Genomic DNA, 14755 nt, shown 5'->3' on the forward strand with positions numbered 1-14755 from the left:
TGGATCCAGACCTCGCGGCCGCCCTTGCCCAGCCGCCGGTACTGGCCGGCGTCGTATTCGCCGCGGCGCAGCTTGTCCCAGAAGGCCTTGTATTCGGCGCTCTGGGCCTGGGCCGGCTCGGCGAACAGGCTGTGATGCCGGCCCTTCACCTCGTCGAGGGTATAGCCCATGGTCTTCAGGAAATTCTCGTTGGCATGCAGGATGGTGCCGTCGAGGGCGAATTCGATCACGGCCTGCGCGCGGTTGATCGCGGCGATCTGGCCCTGCATGTCGCTGCCCGACATCTTGCTGGAAAAGCCGAACATGGCGGTTGGTCCTTCTTTCGGTTGCACTGGGCAGGGCGGCAGCCCGGCCGGGTGACGCGACACTGCCTTGGCCATCGGCCGGCGGCGGAGTGTCTTTGCGATAACGCGATGGTTGGAAATCGGTAACGCATCCGCCGGCAGATGCATGAAACAGGAACATGCATGCCGGCACGGTCTGGATCTGGTGGAAGATGCCCGCCGAAACTCTCCTGCGGGCGAGGATGATCTTGCGGCTGAAGATACGCCGGCCGACTGGAACTGGATGACTGCATAGTATCGTATCACTATTGTCATCGTATAAATATATGATTTTTATGAATATTATTTTTCCTGGCGCGGACCCGCGCGTTCGTGTCCAGATGTATGCCTCGGCCCGTGTTTCAACCGTTCGGTTGATACCCGCCGGAATCCGGCCTCCCGCGGTTGTCTGTGACTATTGTCATTCCCGCCGCGGACAGTTCGGCCGGAACCGAAGCATCGCCCGCCCGCGGGATGGCATAACCGGGGGTATCGTCCCCTGTCCGGAAACCGCACCGCCATGCCCGATCCCGCCGCCTTCCTGCCTGCCGATGCCACCCTGCTGCTGTGGATCGGTGCCGTTTTCCTGCTGGCCGGAACGGTGAAGGGGGCGATCGGCCTCGGCCTGCCCACCGTCTCGCTCGGCCTGCTGGCGGTGACCATGGATATCCGCGCCGCCATGGCGCTGCTGCTGGTGCCGTCGTTTGTCACCAATATCTGGCAGATGGCCGGCGGCGGGCAGTTCATGCCCCTGCTGCGCCGGCTGTGGCCGTTCCTGCTCTGCGCCAGCCTGTCGATCTGGTTCGGCGCCGCCGCGCTGAAGACCGCCGATGCCGGCGCGCTGAAGGCCCTGCTCGGTGCGCTGGTGATCGCCTATGCCCTGCTCGGGCTGATGCGGCCGGCCTGGCAGCTGCCGCCGCGCCGGGAGGCCTGGGCCGGGCCGCTGGCCGGGATCGTCAACGGCGTGCTGACCGGCCTGACCGGCAGCTTCGTGGTGCCGGGCGTGCTGTATCTGCAGAGCCTGGGGCTCGGCCGCGAGGCGCTGGTGCAGGCGATGGGGATGCTGTTCATGGCCTCGACCGTCGCGCTCGGCCTGGCGCTGGGCGGCCGCGGCCTGCTGCCGGGCGAGCTGCTCGGCAGCTCGGCGCTGGCGGTGATCCCGGCCCTGGCCGGGATGGCGGCGGGCCGGGCGCTGCGCCGCCGCCTGTCGGAGGCCGCCTTCCGCCGGGTCTTCTTCATCGCCCTGCTGCTGCTGGGGCTTTACATCGCCGGCCGCTGGCTGCTGGCGGCGCCGTGGCTGGCCTAGGCGGGCCGGTCTCCTGTCAGGTGCCTTCGATGATTAGGAAATCCGCATCGGCCAGCCGCTGGCGGATCGCCACCGAGGCGAGGTATTCCGGGCTGTCGTAGCAGGCCCGCGCGGTGGCGAGGTCGTCGAACTCGACCACCACGTTATAGCCCCGCGCCGTGCCCTCGCGCGCCTCGAAGGGGCCGCCGCGCACCAGGAAGCGGGCGCCGTATTTGTCGAAGGCCGGCTGCGCGGCGGCGAGGTATTCGTGATAGCGCGCCGGCTCGCGGATATCGACGCGCACGATCCAGTATCCCTTCGGCATCCTGTTCTCTCTGTTTCCCTGCGGACGGCGGATGCGCCAGACTACGCGGCCCGGCCGCTGCCGTCATCCGCGACCGGGCCCGTCATCCGCGATCCAATTTCCGCTGATCAGATCCCGCGCTGATCAGATTCCGCGGTGATCTGATCCCGCGCTGATCAGATTTCGGTCAGGCTGCCATGGGCGGCAAAGGCCGGCCGCGCCGCCAGCCGCGCGTGATAGGCCTCCGCATGGGGCAGGGTGGGGCGCGGCCCCGCATGGGGTTGCCGTAGCGCCGCCGGCAGCGTCATCCAGCGATGCAGCCCGAGGCCGACCGGAATGTCGGCCAGGGTGAATTCCGGCCCGGCGATATGCCCGCCGGTCTTCTGCAGCTGCGCATCGATCAGCGCGACCATGCCGTCCCAGGCCGCCAGCGAGGCGGCGATCTTCGCCGGATCGTCATGGCCGGGCGTGCGGCGGACCAGCGCCAGGAAGGCATAGAGCCAGGCGCCGTTGAACTCGGTGGCCTGCCAGTCGATCCACTGCTCGATGCGGGCGCGCGCCGCCGCATGGGCGGCATCGGCCGGCGGCAGCAGGTCGCGGCGCTCGTGCCGGGTGGCCAGCCAGCGCAGGATGGTGTTCGATTCCGGCAGCACGAGGCCGCCCTGCGCCGGGTCGCCATCCACCACCACCGGCACCAGACCGGCGGGATTGAGGGCGCGGAAGGCGGAATCGGATGTGGGCCGGCCCTCGCGCCCGCCCCAGGGCTCCAGCAGATAGGGGACGCCGATCTCTTCGCAGGCCCACAGCACCTTGCGCACATTGATCGAGGCGACGAAACCGAGGACGCGGAGCATGACCTGCACCCGATGCTGAAGCCGGAGATGCGCGCAGCCTAGAAGCGGCGCGCGGCCGCGCCAAGCGCGGAATTGTCGGGTTGCAATGCCGCTCAGTAATAACGGCTGAAGACCGGACGGAAGGCCGGATCGGGCCACGGCTTCGGCCCGCCGCCGGCAGGGTTCGCATTATCGACACCGCTATCGACTCCCTCCGGGATGACGAAATCGGTTTCGGCCGCGGCCTGGCGGATGGTTTTCGCCGCGCTGTATTCCGGGCTGTCGTAGCAGGCCTGCGCGGTGGTGCGGTCGGCGAACTCGACCACCACGTTGCGGTCGCGGCCGCGGCCTTCGAGAACCGCGCTGGCGCCGCCGCGCACCAGGAAGCGGGCGCCGTATTTCTCGAAGGCCGGCTTCGCGGCGGCCAGATACTCGGGATAGCGGGCGGCATCCTGTACGCTGACGCGCACGATCCAGTAGGCTTTGCTCATGAGGCTCTCCGGCATGGTTGGCGGGGCTGCATGGCGCAGAGATAGGCCTTGCTGGTCATCATGAAAAATGAATAATTCAGATCAGATTGTTCTCGAAACGGGAACAATGGAGAGGCCGCCGCGATGGAATTGCCATGATGGAGTTATCCGACCTGCGCGTCTTCCTCGCGGTGATCGAGGCCGGCGGGGTGACCCGCGCCGCCGCGCGGCTGCATCGCGTGCAGTCCAACGTCACCGCGCGCATCCGCAAGCTGGAAGACAGCGTCGGCCAGCCGTTATTCCGCCGCGCCGGCCGCCGGCTTGCGCTCACCCCGGCCGGCGAGCAGCTGCAGGATTACGCCCGCCGCCTGCTGGCGCTGGCCGCCGAGGCGCAGGATGCCCTGCAGGATGCGGCGCCGCGCGGTCTGCTGCGGCTGGGCGCGATGGAAAGCACGGCGGCGGTGCGGCTGCCCGGGCCGCTGGCCGAATTCCACCGCCGCCATCCCGCCGTGCAGGTGGAACTCTCCACCGGCAGCCCGCGCGACATGCTCGGCCGCATCGCCGCCGGCGCGCTCGATGCGGCGCTGATGACTGAGGCTTTCGCGGGCGACGAGGCGGCCGGCGCGGCGCTGGCGCGGATGGCGACGCTGCCGCTCTTCACGGAGGAACTGGTGCTGGTGACGGCGGCATCGCATCCGCCGGTGCGCCGCCCGGCCGACCTGCGCCAGCGCAGCCTGCTGGTGTTCCATCCCGGCTGTCCGTACCGCCAGCGGCTGGAAACCTGGCTGGCCACCGGCGGCGTGCCGGCCGAGCGCCTGGTGGAACTCGGCTCGTATCACGTGGCCCTGGGCTGCGTCGCCGCTGGCATGGGCGTGGCGCTGATGCCGCGCAGCGTGCTGGCCGGCGTCAGCGAATCCGGCGTGCGCCTGCACCGCCTGCCACCGCCCTTCCGCAGCGCCACCACCCTGCTGGTCTGGCGCCACGACCAGCCGCAGGCGAAGGTGCGCGCCCTGGCCGCAGTGCTGGAGGAGAGTGCGGGGAAGCGGAAGGGGCGGGCGGGGTGAGGGATGCTGTCAGTTGGAAGTTAGGCGCCATGGCAAAGTTTGAATTTTTTCCTGCTGCCGCAAGGGCATGGCGTATTGCGTCCAACTTTCTGTATTTCCCCTTGGGGGGCTAAGTGTACCCCAAGGGCCATCATGAATTGCAATGACTCTTCTTGAAAGAAAGGACGACAATCTTCGTCAATATCTAAATAGCTTCCATTTATATCTATCGGTTCAATTCCCCACTGCTCGAAAGTGTACGTAGCCTTTGCGTTTGGCCAATGGCATACTGCGATCATTAGTCTTCCAAGCTGTAAGAATATTTTATATGCATGCTCATGCTGGCTTGGAAGCGCAATGCTATCTATTTCATCTTCTATCTGCACCGACCAAGTTGGGCATAAGCTCCATAAAAAGTCATTTGTCTGAGCTGAGTAGGCGAAAACCGCTGTGTTTTGCGGCAGGCATACGGCGTCATCAATGTAGAGCTGTCTGCTATGTTGTAGAGGAATGTTGAATTGAACCGCTCCCGTTGACTGGCTTAATGTAGATGCAGTTTTGAAAGCCCAAATGGAGAGTATTTCCTTCTCATGAGCGTGAAGATTTGAAACTTCCGTATCTCCTCTGATTAATGGATAGAGGAGGGGGCGTGTTTCCTGTTCAAGCTGATTCATCCACCCGTTATTGCATTTTGCGCATACTTTCCCAGCAATGAAGCCTGAGTATGTTGGGGACCTCTGTACCTCTTGTATGGATATATGCCCGCCGGAGAAGTTTTTGCTTATGATTGATAGGTCGGAGTGCTGCAAGATCACTTTGCTCAAAGTGAACTCTGCAAGGAGATCTTTCGAGAGGATATGCTCCTTTGCTCGATTTCCCTTTGATAGAGGTTCTTGGCAGAACATACAGATATTCATTTGTCACCTCATGCTCATAGGTGGAGTATCTGTGAATGGCATTGACAAGTAAGCGTGACGAACTTGCCTTGATGAGAGAAGGTGCCAAGAGATTATTTTGTGCCCGGTAATTGTACCAATGGGTGTGTATGCTATGTGGCGAAGTCTGATGAGTAAGAATGTATGTTGGCCACTCTTGGAATTTGCCTGAGACCCTCGGGTCAAGCCCGAGGGTGACGATGGGAGAGGCGGTAGGTCAGGTTGATGCCGGCTAGCTTTCTATTGCTTTCGCCAATCTCTCCAGATCCCCCTCCACCCATGCCGCATCCCGTTCAAAGGCCGCATCCTCCATGCCGGGCTGGCGGATCAGGGTGAGGGTCACCAGCGTTGCCTCCGCGCCGTCCGGCTCGGCCCGCAGCGGCACCTGAATGGGTGGCGCATTGTCTTCCGCCGGCGGATAGACCGTGTGATCGAAAATGCCCTTGGTGTTGGGCGGGCTGAAGGTCACGCGCATGATGCGGCCATCGGGGCTGCGGGTCGTCCAGGTATCGGTCCCGGCGTCATGGCTGAGGCTGCCGAGCCCCTCGGCCCAGCGCGGCCAGTTGCCCGGGTCGGAGAGAAAGGCGCAGACCGCCGCGAAGGGCACGGCGATGCGCCGGCTGATCGCGCGGCTGTCGGGCAGCGGCGGGGCCTTGCTTTTCGGAGTGGGGCGGGCGGTCATGGCGGTCTCCGGGCAGGTGATCCGGGCAGGGTGAATACTGAGGCGGTTGCAGGTGCATGCCGCCCCTTGATTTGCTGCCAGTTCGATCTATGTTCCCTGTCGTTGTTTTCAAGGGTTGCTTTCGGGGGCCGCCTTCGGGGCTCGCTTCCGGGGCCGCCTTCGGAGACCGGGCCGGCCGTGCCGGGCGATAGCAGTGCTATCACGGCTGTCAGAAGATGTGCGGAACGGTCAGAAACGGTCAGCGCCGGTCACCAGCGGTCCGCAGCGGTCACGGGCGGTCACCAGCGGTCAGAAACGGTCCGCAGCGGTCACCAGCGGTCACGAATGGTCACTGGCGGTCAGAAACGGTCACGGGCGGTCCGGCCCGGGTGGTCCGGCCCGGCTGGTCCGGTCCGGGCGGTATTGTGGTTGCCCCCCGGCCGCCGGGCGGTATAGTCCGGCCCCGCATACGACAGGCCGCATATGCCGGCCGCATACAGGAGTGTCCCGCGCGATGATCCCCGCGCCCAACAGCCTCGGCTTCGCCAAGCCGCCCTCCGAAACCCGCGTGGTGGTCGCCATGTCGGGCGGGGTGGATTCGTCGGTGGTGGCCGGGCTGCTGGCGCGCGAGGGCTATGACGTGGTCGGGATCACGCTCCAGCTTTACGATCACGGCGCGGCGATCGCGCGCAAGGGCGCCTGCTGCGCCGGGCAGGATATCCACGATGCCCGCAACGTGGCGGCGCGCTTAAGCATTCCGCATTACGTGCTGGATTACGAAAGCCGCTTCCGCCAGTCGGTGATCGACGAATTCGCCGACAGCTACATGCAGGGCGAGACGCCGATCCCCTGCATCCGCTGCAACCAGCGTGTGAAATTCCGCGACCTGCTGCAGACCGCCCGCGATCTCGGCGCCGACTGCCTCGCCACCGGCCATTACGTGCAGCGCATTCTTGGGGCAGGTGGTCACCCGGAGTTACACAGAGGCGCCGATCCGCGCCGCGACCAGAGCTATTTCCTCTACACCACCACGCAGGCGCAGCTCGATTACCTGCGCTTCCCGCTGGGCGGCATGGACAAGTCCGAGGTGCGCCGGCTGGCGGAAGGCTTCGGCCTCGCGGTGGCCGACAAGCCCGACAGCCAGGATATCTGCTTCGTGCCCGATGGCGATTATGCGTCCGTGGTGGCGAAGCTGCGGCCGGAAGCGGTCGAGGCCGGCGAGATCGTCGATGCGCAGGGCCATGTGCTGGGGCGGCATGACGGCGTGATCCGCTTCACCGTCGGCCAGCGCAAGGGCATCGGCATTGCCGGGCCCGAGCCGCTGTATGTCCTGCGCCTGGATGCGGCGAAGCGGCAGGTGGTGGTCGGGCCGAAGGCGGCGCTGGCGCGCACGGAGGTATCCTTGCGCGAACTCAACTGGCTGGAGGCGGGCGGGATTCCGGCCGCGGGCCGCGCGGTCACCGTGAAGCTGCGCTCGGCGCAGCCGGCGGTGGCGGCGACGATCTATCCGGGGCCGTCGCCCGATACGGCAAGGCTCGACCTGGCGGTGGCGGAATTCGGCGTGGCGCCGGGCCAGGCCGGGGTGGTCTATGATGGCGACCGGCTGCTCGGCGGCGGCTGGATCGCGCGGCCCGCGGCCGCCGCCGGCAGCAGCGCCGCCGCCTGATTTTCCACAGGCGGCTCAGCCGCTTGCGGCATGCTTGACATCCCGGCGCCGGCCCCGTATTCCATGCGCCGCCCACACGGCACAGTGGCTGGATAGCTCAGTTGGTAGAGCAAGGGACTCATAAGCCCTGGGTCGGCGGTTCAAGTCCGCCTCCAGCCACCATTTTCTCCTGAAAAAACAGAGACTTGTCCCCGCGCCGGCGTCGCCTCAGCGGATGCTGGCATTGTTCTTGACGAAGGTCAGGAAGGGCAGCCGGCCGACCTCGCGGATCACCACCGCCAGCGCCGCCAGGAAGGCCAGCAGCGAGGCGAGGAAAAAGCCGTAGCCATACCAGGCGAAGCCCCAGGCGAGGCTGGCCCAGCTGAGGCCGGCATTCAGTCCCAGATACAGCAGGGTCACCTGCACCAGCCGCATCCGCAGGTCGAAATAGGCCAGCACGATGGTCAGGAAGACGAACAGGATCTGGAACAGCGAACCCAGCGTGCCCAGCCGGAAGATGCCCAGCTGCCGCGCGTCGATGCCCAGGGCGGCGAACAGGGCCGGACTCGCCAGGATCGCCAGCGCGGCGACGATGCATTGCAGCAGCAGGATGCTGCGCCCGGCCGTGGCCAGCGTGCGGGCGATCGCCGCCTGGTTGGCGCGGATCTCGCGGTATGTCGCATGCTGCTCGATGGCGCGGTAGAAGGTCTGGTAGCGCTCGAAGAACTCCGTCTCGATGGCGATGATGAACACCGCCAGCACCGGCACCGTGGTCAGGTTGGCGAGGAACATGGCGCTGTCATAGGCCGGGTTGCTGACCAGGCCGATGGCGGCGGTCTCCGCCTCGGGCGCCAGCCACAGCACCAGCTTGTCGCACCAGATCGTCAGGTTGTAGGCGAAGCCGAATACCGCCAGCTGCCAGACGCGCGGGAAATAGCGCAGGAAGGCGAAGGGGCGCAGGATGCCGTAGGGATATTCCACCATCACCCGCAGGGTCAGCGCGAAGAAGATCGCCGCTAGGCCGATGGCAAAGCCGCCGATCAGGCCGGCGGCGCCGAAATCCGGCAGCAGCAGATGGGCGGCGGCGAAGCCCAGCGCCATGCCGCCGGCGAAGCTGTAGCCGATGGCGCGGTAATCCTTCAGCGCCGACAGGAACACGCTGACCAGCCAGATGCCGCAGATCAGGAAGTAATGCACGCTGGCGGCCAGCCGCTCGGGCAGGGTCATGTCGGCATGGATGAAATACAGCCACACCACCAGCGGCAGCTGCAGCCCGAGGGTGACCGCGGTGGCGCCGATCAGCATGCCGGGCGCCTCTTCCACCTTGTGCTCGTAGATGCGGTCGGCCAGATAGCGCGTCATCACCAGCAGGAAGGGGCCGCAGCAGACCAGCGACAGGGCGAAATTGTAGATGGTGACCAGCCGGAAGGTGGCGACGGCGGGCTGCTCGCCGGCGGCATCGCCCAGCAGGCCGACCGCCGCCATGGCGATCACCGTCACCAGGAAGGGGCCCGACGAGACCAGCGCCGCGTAGACATAGCCGACCACGACGCCGGTCAGGTCGTCCTGGCGGGTCAGGCGGCGCAGGACAAAGCCGATGCCCGCCATGTCAGGCCGCGCCCCGGCGCTTCTGCCGCCAGCCGGCGAAGAATCCGGCCGGCCGCGGCGTGTGCAGATGCACCGGCGCGGCATCGGGCAGCGCCATCGTCTCGGCATAGAGATCGGCGTAGATGCGGTCCAGATGCCGCTTGTTGTAGCGCTGGCGCACCCGTTCGCGGATGGCGCGGGAGGCTTCCGCCAGCCGCTCCGGACTGCGCAGCAGCCCGGCCAGCGCCGCCGCCGTCGCCTGCGGATTGGCCAGCGGCGTGATGGCGCCGCCGTCCCCCAGCGCCGGCGTCTCGTCCGGCGGGCCGAGAATCATCTCGCGGCAGGCGCCGACATCGGTGGCAACCGTGGGCACGCCGGCGGCGCCGGCTTCGAGGATCACCAGCGGCTGCGCCTCCGAGATGCTGGTCAGCACGATGGCATCGAGGCGGCCGAGCCAGTCGTCCAGCTTCACCTGGCCCTTGAACAGCACGGTTTCGCCCAGGCCCAGCATGGCGACCAGTTCGCGGCATTCGCGGTCATAGGCCGGATCTTCCTCGGTTGGGCCCAGCACCAGCGCCTGCAGGTCGGGGATCTGGCGGCGCAGCAGGCCGGCGGCGCGGATATAGGTCTTCACGTCCTTGATCGGCACCACGCGGCCGATCAGCGCGATGGTCGGCGGCCGGCCGCCATTGACCCGCGGGATGGCGGCGAAGCGGTCGAAATCGATGCCGTTCGGGATCACCAGCAGGCGGTCTTCCGGGGCGCCGTCGCGGCGCTGCAGATCCTGGTTGCCGCCATAGAGGGTGATGATGCGGCTGGCGGCAGAATAGGTGCAGTGCGAATAGCCGGTGAAACTGTCGATCCACAGGTCGCGCAGGTCGCGCTTCTTGCGCTGCAGGGCCAGCGAGCCGGCATTCACCTCGTGCAGCCAGTTGGCCATGGTGATCTCGATGCGGCGCTCGTTGGTGTAGATGCCATGCTCGGTGACCAGCACCGGCCGGCGCGTTGCGATATGGGCGCGGGCGGCCAGCGCGCCGGCATAGCCGGTCGAGATGGTGTGATAGAGCCGGGCCGGCGGAATATCGGCCAGCATGACGGCGAACAGGCTCGACATCATGCTGCGCCAGCTCCAGAAGAATTCGAGAAACGAGGCTTCCGGCAGTTCGCGTTCGTAGAGGCGCAGGATGCTCTGCCAGGCGGCGGCGGAATTCAGCAGGCGGCGGCGGCCGAGGCGGCGGCGCATCGGGGCCAGCGCCGCATCGAGGCGGGCCAGGTCTTCCAGCCGGCCGCCCCGGACCATCGCGGTGATGCCGGATTCCATGCGCCGGAACAGCCGGTGGTCGCCGGGGCGCGGGCGGCTGCCGGGTGCGATCTCCTGCAGGTAGACATGGTCGATGCCCACCACATTGCCAGGCACGGTATAGCGGTGCTGGCGTTCCTGCCGGTCGGGCAGCAGGCAGACCAGGTGAAAGCTGCGGTCCGCATGGGTGCGCAGCATGTCGTGCACCCAGGACGACACGCCGCCGGCCACGTAGGGATAGGTGCCCTCGAGGATCATGCAGATATCGGCGGGGGCGCGCGTGCTCATGCCGGCACCCCGCGATCCGCCGCCAGCCACAGCCGCGCGCTCTGGTCCAGACGGTCTTCCCCGTCGCCGTCTTCGCTCTGCAGCAGGTCGCGGAAGCGGGTGACGATGCCGTGGACCTCGCCGTAGCGGTGCAACTGGAACAGGCATTCGAGATACCAGCCCACGATGGCCCGGCTGGCGCCCTCGCGCTGCAGGCGCTGGCCCAGCCAGTCGACCGCATCGGCATACCGGCCCTCGCGCACCAGGATCCGGCAGATCGCCATGCGCAGCTCGGTATCGCGCGGGTTCAGCTTCAGGCATTCGCCGTAATGCTGCAGGGCTGCGCGGCGGCCGGCATGCTCGCGCGCGGCATCCAGCAGGCCGCAGAAGGCATAGCTGTCGTAATGCCGGGCCAGGGCGAGATGACGGTCGAAGCTGTCCGGTTCGGCCTGCACGGCGGCCTCGAGTTCGAGGGTCTGGGTGGTGAAGGAATCCTCGATCTCCGCCGCGGCGGTGGCCGCCTGCACACGGATCGCCGCGTTGCTGTCCTGCAGCCCCTGTTTCAGGGCCGGAGCGAATTCCGGGCGGAAACGGCGCGCCAGCAGCATGAGTACGGCGCGTTTCTGCTCGATGCTGCCCAGGCGCATCACGTCGGTGAAGGAGTCGATGCCGCTCAGCGCCTGGTTGGCGGCGCGGCCGGAGGCTACCAGCCGGTACAGCTTCTCGTCCTCGTCGTCGCTGTCTTCGGGAAACAGCGCCGCATACCATTGCTCGAAAGGCGTGGCCTGGCGGCGCAGCAGTACCTGCAGGGGCGTGATGACCGCCAGCCCCAGCGTGCCGAGGGGGCCGAAAAAGCCGCCGGTGACGGCAAGCAGCATGGCAAACCGGTTGATGCGGCCGCCGCGCCGGAAGCTGTAGGCCCAGCCCAGCACCAGCAGCACGATGCCGATATGGAAACAGGCGAAAGGCAGCAGGCCGATGCGGCCGGTAAAGGCCAGCCACAGCAGGCCGGTCTGCGCCGCCAGCAGCAGCAGGCAGGGCAGCAGGATTTCGAGGGTGCGGCGCCATTCGTTGCGGCCGCGTGTCGTCGCGGCGGCCGGCAGGGCGGTGCTGTCGGCGGCGGCAGACATCCCGTCAGTCCTGCGCGCCGGTGCCGCCATTGCCGTCCGACGGATCATACAGGCGGCGGACGGCGATGCTGACCTGCAGGCCGGGATGCTCCTTAGCCAGCAGGGCGGTCAGTTCATGGCGCAGCTTCTCGGCGGCGACGGTGGCATGCCTGTGCGGCGTGGCCGGCAGCAGGACTTCGAAATCCCAGCCGCTCTTCTGGTGTTCGAAGGCAAGGTCGCTGTCGCGCAGGGTGGCCTGCACGGCCTTGCCGACGGCGGCCGAAATGGCGGGGCGGCGCGCTTCGGGCACCTTCTCGCTGCCCTGCACCGACAGCCGCAGCGCGCTGACCGGAAAGCCGGTCCGGCGGGCGAGGTCGGTGATCACCCGGGTCTGCCGCTCGCGGAAGCCGGCGGCGAACAGGGCGCGGCTGGTGCCATAGGCGGCCCCGGCCTCGGCCTTGCTGAAGCGCAGGGCATGGGCATAGGCGGTGGCGATCCAGTCGCAGGTGACGCGGAAATTCTCCAGCGTCGACAGGGTGAAGTCGAGAAAGCCGATCCGCTCGATCTTCAGCATGCCATAGACCTCGCCGGTATCCGCCGCCAGCAGTGGGCCGGCGATCACGCCCTCGCCATTCAGGATGCCCAGATCCGCCGGCTGCGCCGCATGCAGCAGGCGCTGCTGGCCGATCACGGCATGGAACAGCGGGCTGTCGGCGGTGAACTCGCGGCGATACTGGTCCGGCTTCTCCCAGCCCTCGGTGACCAGCGGCCGCAGCACGCCGTTCTGCAGCATGAAGACCGAATACTGCTGCGGATCCAGGATGGTGCGGATGATCTGGTCGACGCCGGCCAGCACCTCTTCGGGCGCCTGCCGGTCGATGGCGCGCGCGGCCTCGTAGAGCGCGACCACGGTTTTCATCTGCCCGGCCACCCGCACTTCCAGCCGGGTCTTTGCTTCCGCGAGCTTGCGGTAGGCTTCGTCGAGCACGCCGACCTGGCGTTCGCTGTGGGACAGCCGATGCGACAGGTCGGCGATGCGGTTGCGGTGGCGCCGGCCGATCTCGCCGACGAAGATCACGGTCAGCAGCCAGAGAATGGGGTTGCGGAACAGGTCGAGGTAGAAGCTGTAGATATCCTGGTCGATCGGCTGGTCCGGGATATTGCCGGCCAGCAGGGCGATGCTGCAGGCGATGGTGGCCAGCAGTGCCTCGCCGGTGCCGTACTGCGCCGCCGTCAGCAGGATGATGATCCAGAAGGGATGCGGCTGCACCGCCGCGAAGCGGTCGCCGGCGAACAGGTAATGGTCCAGCAGCAGGGCCGCGATGAGAAAGACGCCGATCTCCAGCAGCGCGATCAGCCGCCAGCCGGCCAGCCGGCGGGCGGGCCGGGGCGGGGCATCGGTTTCGGCAGGGCTGGCGGGGTCCATCGCGAGGCGCGGCGCGGTCAGAACCGCCACTGGGCATAGGCGCCGGCGCGGGTGACGTCGTCGTTGCTGCCGCGCGACAGGGCCTTGGCGCGGCTGGCGCGCAGGCCGGCTTCGAACTGCTCCAGCCCGACCAGGGTCAGGCTGCCCCCCACGAAGGGACCGCCCTCGTTGTAGCGGTCATAGGCATAGCCGCCATACAGGTCCATGCGCAGCCAGTTGGCCAGGGTCTCGGTCACGGCCAGGTCGAGACTGTGGATTTCGCGGGTGGCGATATCGAGCGGGCGGAACAGCGTGCCGTCGGCAGCCCGATAGGATTGCTGGCTGTCGATGTATTCGCCATCGAGGCCGTAGCCGGCACTGAGATCGAGGCCGTTGATGGTGAATGCCTTGCGCAGGCTGCCGGTGAGGCCGGCGCTGCGGGTCACATCGTCATCGCCGTCGATGCCGTAGCGGTTGTAGCGCAGGCCGAGCCCGCCCGACCAGCCATCGCCGAGCTGGCGTTCATGCTGCAGTTCGACATTGTCGTGGCGGCCGTCATTGACGATGCCGGAAACCAGTTCCCAGTAGGAGCGGTGGTAGGTGGCACCGATGCGGGTTTCCTGCCGGGCATCGCGCCAGGCATAGGAAACGGCGGCGCCGGGCGTGCCTTCCGAATTGGCAAGCAGCGCGCCGCGCAGGGTGCCGCCGGCATCGAAGCTGTGACTGACATAGACCTCGGCGCGCTGGCGGTCGAGATGGGCGGCGCGGCTGGTGCCGTCGGGCCGCAGGGCGGCATCGGTATCCAGCCGCCGGGTTTCCACGATGGCGCCGGCATCGGTCATCCTGCCGATGGCAGCCTGGCCCTGGCCGACGGTGATCACCTGCCGGTCGGCATTCCGCACCTTGACGACATCGGTATCGGCGCGGACAAACGGCGCGCCCTGCTGTCCCATGCGGCGGGCCGCATCGGCATAGAACTCGTTGTCGCGGTCGAGCGCGCCGGCGCGGCGGAAATTGTCGGCCGCCTGGCGCCAGGCGCCGCGGGTTTCGGCCAGTTCGGCACGGGCGGCGAGAATCTCGGCCCGTTCGCCATAGCGCGCGGTCAGGCTATCCAGCCGCATGGTGGCCTGGCCGATCTGGCCGCGCTGGATTTCCAGTCGCGCCAGGGTCAGGCCGCGGCGCAGGTCGGCCGGCTGGTCACCGGCCGCGGCCGCATCCGGTGCCGGCGCGCCGGCGGCCAGCTGCAGGCGGCTGCCGCCTTCGGCCGGGGCAATACTGTAGGCCAGCGGCCGCTTGCCGCGGATCAGAATCTGGTCATAGCCCGTGCTGACGAACTCGACGAGATCGGGAAACAGCCGGGGCAGGGTATCGGCCAGGGCCGGGTCGACCGGCTGCGGAAAGCGCAGCAGCAGCTCGAAGCGATCCGCGGTCAGTTCGATCTCGGGGGCTTTCCCCTTGAGGAACAGATCGTTAGCGGTCTGTGCGGGGGCCATGGCGCCGCCGCCTGCGGTCAGGGTCAGGGCGAACAGGGCAATGGCGGCGGGCCGGCGGACGGTATGTGGAAATCGCATCATGTAATTCTACTCTA

General features: G+C 67.2%; 14 protein-coding genes and 1 tRNA gene. 4 read left to right on the plus strand and 11 right to left on the minus strand.

The window, feature by feature from the left end; genetic code table 11:
* Positions 1-305, minus strand: a 305-nt coding sequence (locus tag ACEQZY_RS12620; protein ID WP_370154869.1) for a PAS domain S-box protein, incomplete at its 3' end; no start/stop codon positions are given.
* 538 nt (positions 306-843) lie between these two features.
* Here ACEQZY_RS12620 and ACEQZY_RS12625 point away from each other — a divergent pair.
* Positions 844-1629 carry a sulfite exporter TauE/SafE family protein gene (locus ACEQZY_RS12625; protein ID WP_370154872.1) on the plus strand — a complete coding sequence of 262 codons (786 nt, stop codon included), beginning with the start codon at positions 844-846 and terminating at the stop codon, positions 1627-1629.
* Between the two features lie 16 nt (positions 1630-1645).
* Here the strand turns inward: ACEQZY_RS12625 and ACEQZY_RS12630 are convergent, their stop codons facing one another.
* The 3 genes from ACEQZY_RS12630 to ACEQZY_RS12640 form a co-directional block, all read right to left on the minus strand.
* Positions 1646-1933 (minus strand): DUF1330 domain-containing protein, encoded by a 288-nt coding sequence (locus ACEQZY_RS12630; RefSeq protein ID WP_341704484.1) that lies wholly within the window; start codon positions 1931-1933, stop codon positions 1646-1648.
* A 155-nt stretch (positions 1934-2088) separates the two neighbouring features.
* Entirely contained in the window at positions 2089-2766 is a 678-nt protein-coding gene (locus tag ACEQZY_RS12635; RefSeq protein ID WP_370154875.1) for a glutathione S-transferase family protein, read from the minus strand.
* Positions 2767-2858: 92 nt separating this feature from the next.
* Positions 2859-3236 (minus strand): DUF1330 domain-containing protein, encoded by a 378-nt coding sequence (locus tag ACEQZY_RS12640; RefSeq protein ID WP_370154878.1) that lies wholly within the window; start codon positions 3234-3236, stop codon positions 2859-2861.
* Positions 3237-3370: 134 nt separating this feature from the next.
* On the opposite strand from ACEQZY_RS12640, the gene ACEQZY_RS12645 reads away from it, so the two are divergent.
* Positions 3371-4279 (plus strand): LysR family transcriptional regulator, encoded by a 909-nt coding sequence (locus ACEQZY_RS12645; protein WP_370154879.1) that lies wholly within the window; start codon positions 3371-3373, stop codon positions 4277-4279.
* Between the two features lie 20 nt (positions 4280-4299).
* Here the strand turns inward: ACEQZY_RS12645 and ACEQZY_RS12650 are convergent, their stop codons facing one another.
* Entirely contained in the window at positions 4300-4932 is a 633-nt protein-coding gene (locus ACEQZY_RS12650) for a YecA family protein (RefSeq protein ID WP_370154885.1), read from the minus strand.
* Between the two features lie 493 nt (positions 4933-5425).
* On the minus strand, positions 5426-5875 hold the full coding sequence (locus ACEQZY_RS12655) for a hypothetical protein (protein WP_370154888.1): 450 nt from the start codon (positions 5873-5875) through the stop codon (positions 5426-5428).
* A gap of 493 nt (positions 5876-6368) precedes the next feature.
* Between ACEQZY_RS12655 and mnmA the strand changes: the two genes are divergently transcribed.
* On the plus strand, positions 6369-7520 hold the full coding sequence (gene mnmA, locus ACEQZY_RS12660; protein WP_370154890.1) for a tRNA 2-thiouridine(34) synthase MnmA: 1152 nt from the start codon (positions 6369-6371) through the stop codon (positions 7518-7520).
* Positions 7521-7606: 86 nt separating this feature from the next.
* Positions 7607-7682 (plus strand) — tRNA-Met (locus ACEQZY_RS12665).
* A 45-nt stretch (positions 7683-7727) separates the two neighbouring features.
* On the opposite strand, the gene pelG is transcribed toward ACEQZY_RS12665, so the two are convergent.
* From pelG to ACEQZY_RS12690, 5 genes are read right to left on the minus strand one after another with little or no spacing between them, the layout of a single operon-like run.
* Positions 7728-9107 (minus strand): exopolysaccharide Pel transporter PelG, encoded by a 1380-nt coding sequence (gene pelG / locus ACEQZY_RS12670; protein ID WP_370154893.1) that lies wholly within the window; start codon positions 9105-9107, stop codon positions 7728-7730.
* A 1-nt stretch (position 9108) separates the two neighbouring features.
* A complete protein-coding gene (pelF, locus tag ACEQZY_RS12675; protein ID WP_370154896.1) occupies positions 9109-10674 on the minus strand; it encodes a GT4 family glycosyltransferase PelF in 1566 nt (521 codons plus the stop codon).
* Positions 10671-11783: a HEAT repeat domain-containing protein gene (locus ACEQZY_RS12680; protein ID WP_341704492.1), complete on the minus strand. Its 1113-nt coding sequence runs from the start codon at positions 11781-11783 to the stop codon at positions 10671-10673. The genes pelF and ACEQZY_RS12680 overlap by 4 nt, the downstream gene beginning before the upstream one ends.
* Before the next feature lie 4 nt (positions 11784-11787).
* Entirely contained in the window at positions 11788-13218 is a 1431-nt protein-coding gene (locus tag ACEQZY_RS12685; RefSeq protein ID WP_370154899.1) for a GAF domain-containing protein, read from the minus strand.
* Positions 13206-14741, minus strand: a complete 1536-nt coding sequence (locus tag ACEQZY_RS12690; RefSeq protein WP_370154902.1) for a hypothetical protein — start codon at positions 14739-14741, stop codon at positions 13206-13208. Before ACEQZY_RS12690 ends, ACEQZY_RS12685 begins: the two co-directional genes overlap by 13 nt.
* Between the last annotated feature and the right edge of the window lie 14 nt (positions 14742-14755).

The organism is Ferrovibrio sp., assembly GCF_964218355.1.
GTDB lineage: Bacteria > Pseudomonadota > Alphaproteobacteria > Ferrovibrionales > Ferrovibrionaceae > Ferrovibrio.

Coding starts and splice junctions, on each gene's coding strand:
- ACEQZY_RS12625 (WP_370154872.1), top strand. CDS start 844: ATGCCCGATCCCGCCGCCTTCCTGCCTGCCGATGCCACCCTGCTGCTG.
- ACEQZY_RS12630 (WP_341704484.1), bottom strand. CDS start 1,933: ATGCCGAAGGGATACTGGATCGTGCGCGTCGATATCCGCGAGCCGGCG.
- ACEQZY_RS12635 (WP_370154875.1), bottom strand. CDS start 2,766: ATGCTCCGCGTCCTCGGTTTCGTCGCCTCGATCAATGTGCGCAAGGTG.
- ACEQZY_RS12640 (WP_370154878.1), bottom strand. CDS start 3,236: ATGAGCAAAGCCTACTGGATCGTGCGCGTCAGCGTACAGGATGCCGCC.
- ACEQZY_RS12645 (WP_370154879.1), top strand. CDS start 3,371: ATGATGGAGTTATCCGACCTGCGCGTCTTCCTCGCGGTGATCGAGGCC.
- ACEQZY_RS12650 (WP_370154885.1), bottom strand. CDS start 4,932: ATGAATCAGCTTGAACAGGAAACACGCCCCCTCCTCTATCCATTAATC.
- ACEQZY_RS12655 (WP_370154888.1), bottom strand. CDS start 5,875: ATGACCGCCCGCCCCACTCCGAAAAGCAAGGCCCCGCCGCTGCCCGAC.
- mnmA (WP_370154890.1), top strand. CDS start 6,369: ATGATCCCCGCGCCCAACAGCCTCGGCTTCGCCAAGCCGCCCTCCGAA.
- pelG (WP_370154893.1), bottom strand. CDS start 9,107: ATGGCGGGCATCGGCTTTGTCCTGCGCCGCCTGACCCGCCAGGACGAC.
- pelF (WP_370154896.1), bottom strand. CDS start 10,674: ATGAGCACGCGCGCCCCCGCCGATATCTGCATGATCCTCGAGGGCACC.
- ACEQZY_RS12680 (WP_341704492.1), bottom strand. CDS start 11,783: ATGTCTGCCGCCGCCGACAGCACCGCCCTGCCGGCCGCCGCGACGACA.
- ACEQZY_RS12690 (WP_370154902.1), bottom strand. CDS start 14,741: ATGATGCGATTTCCACATACCGTCCGCCGGCCCGCCGCCATTGCCCTG.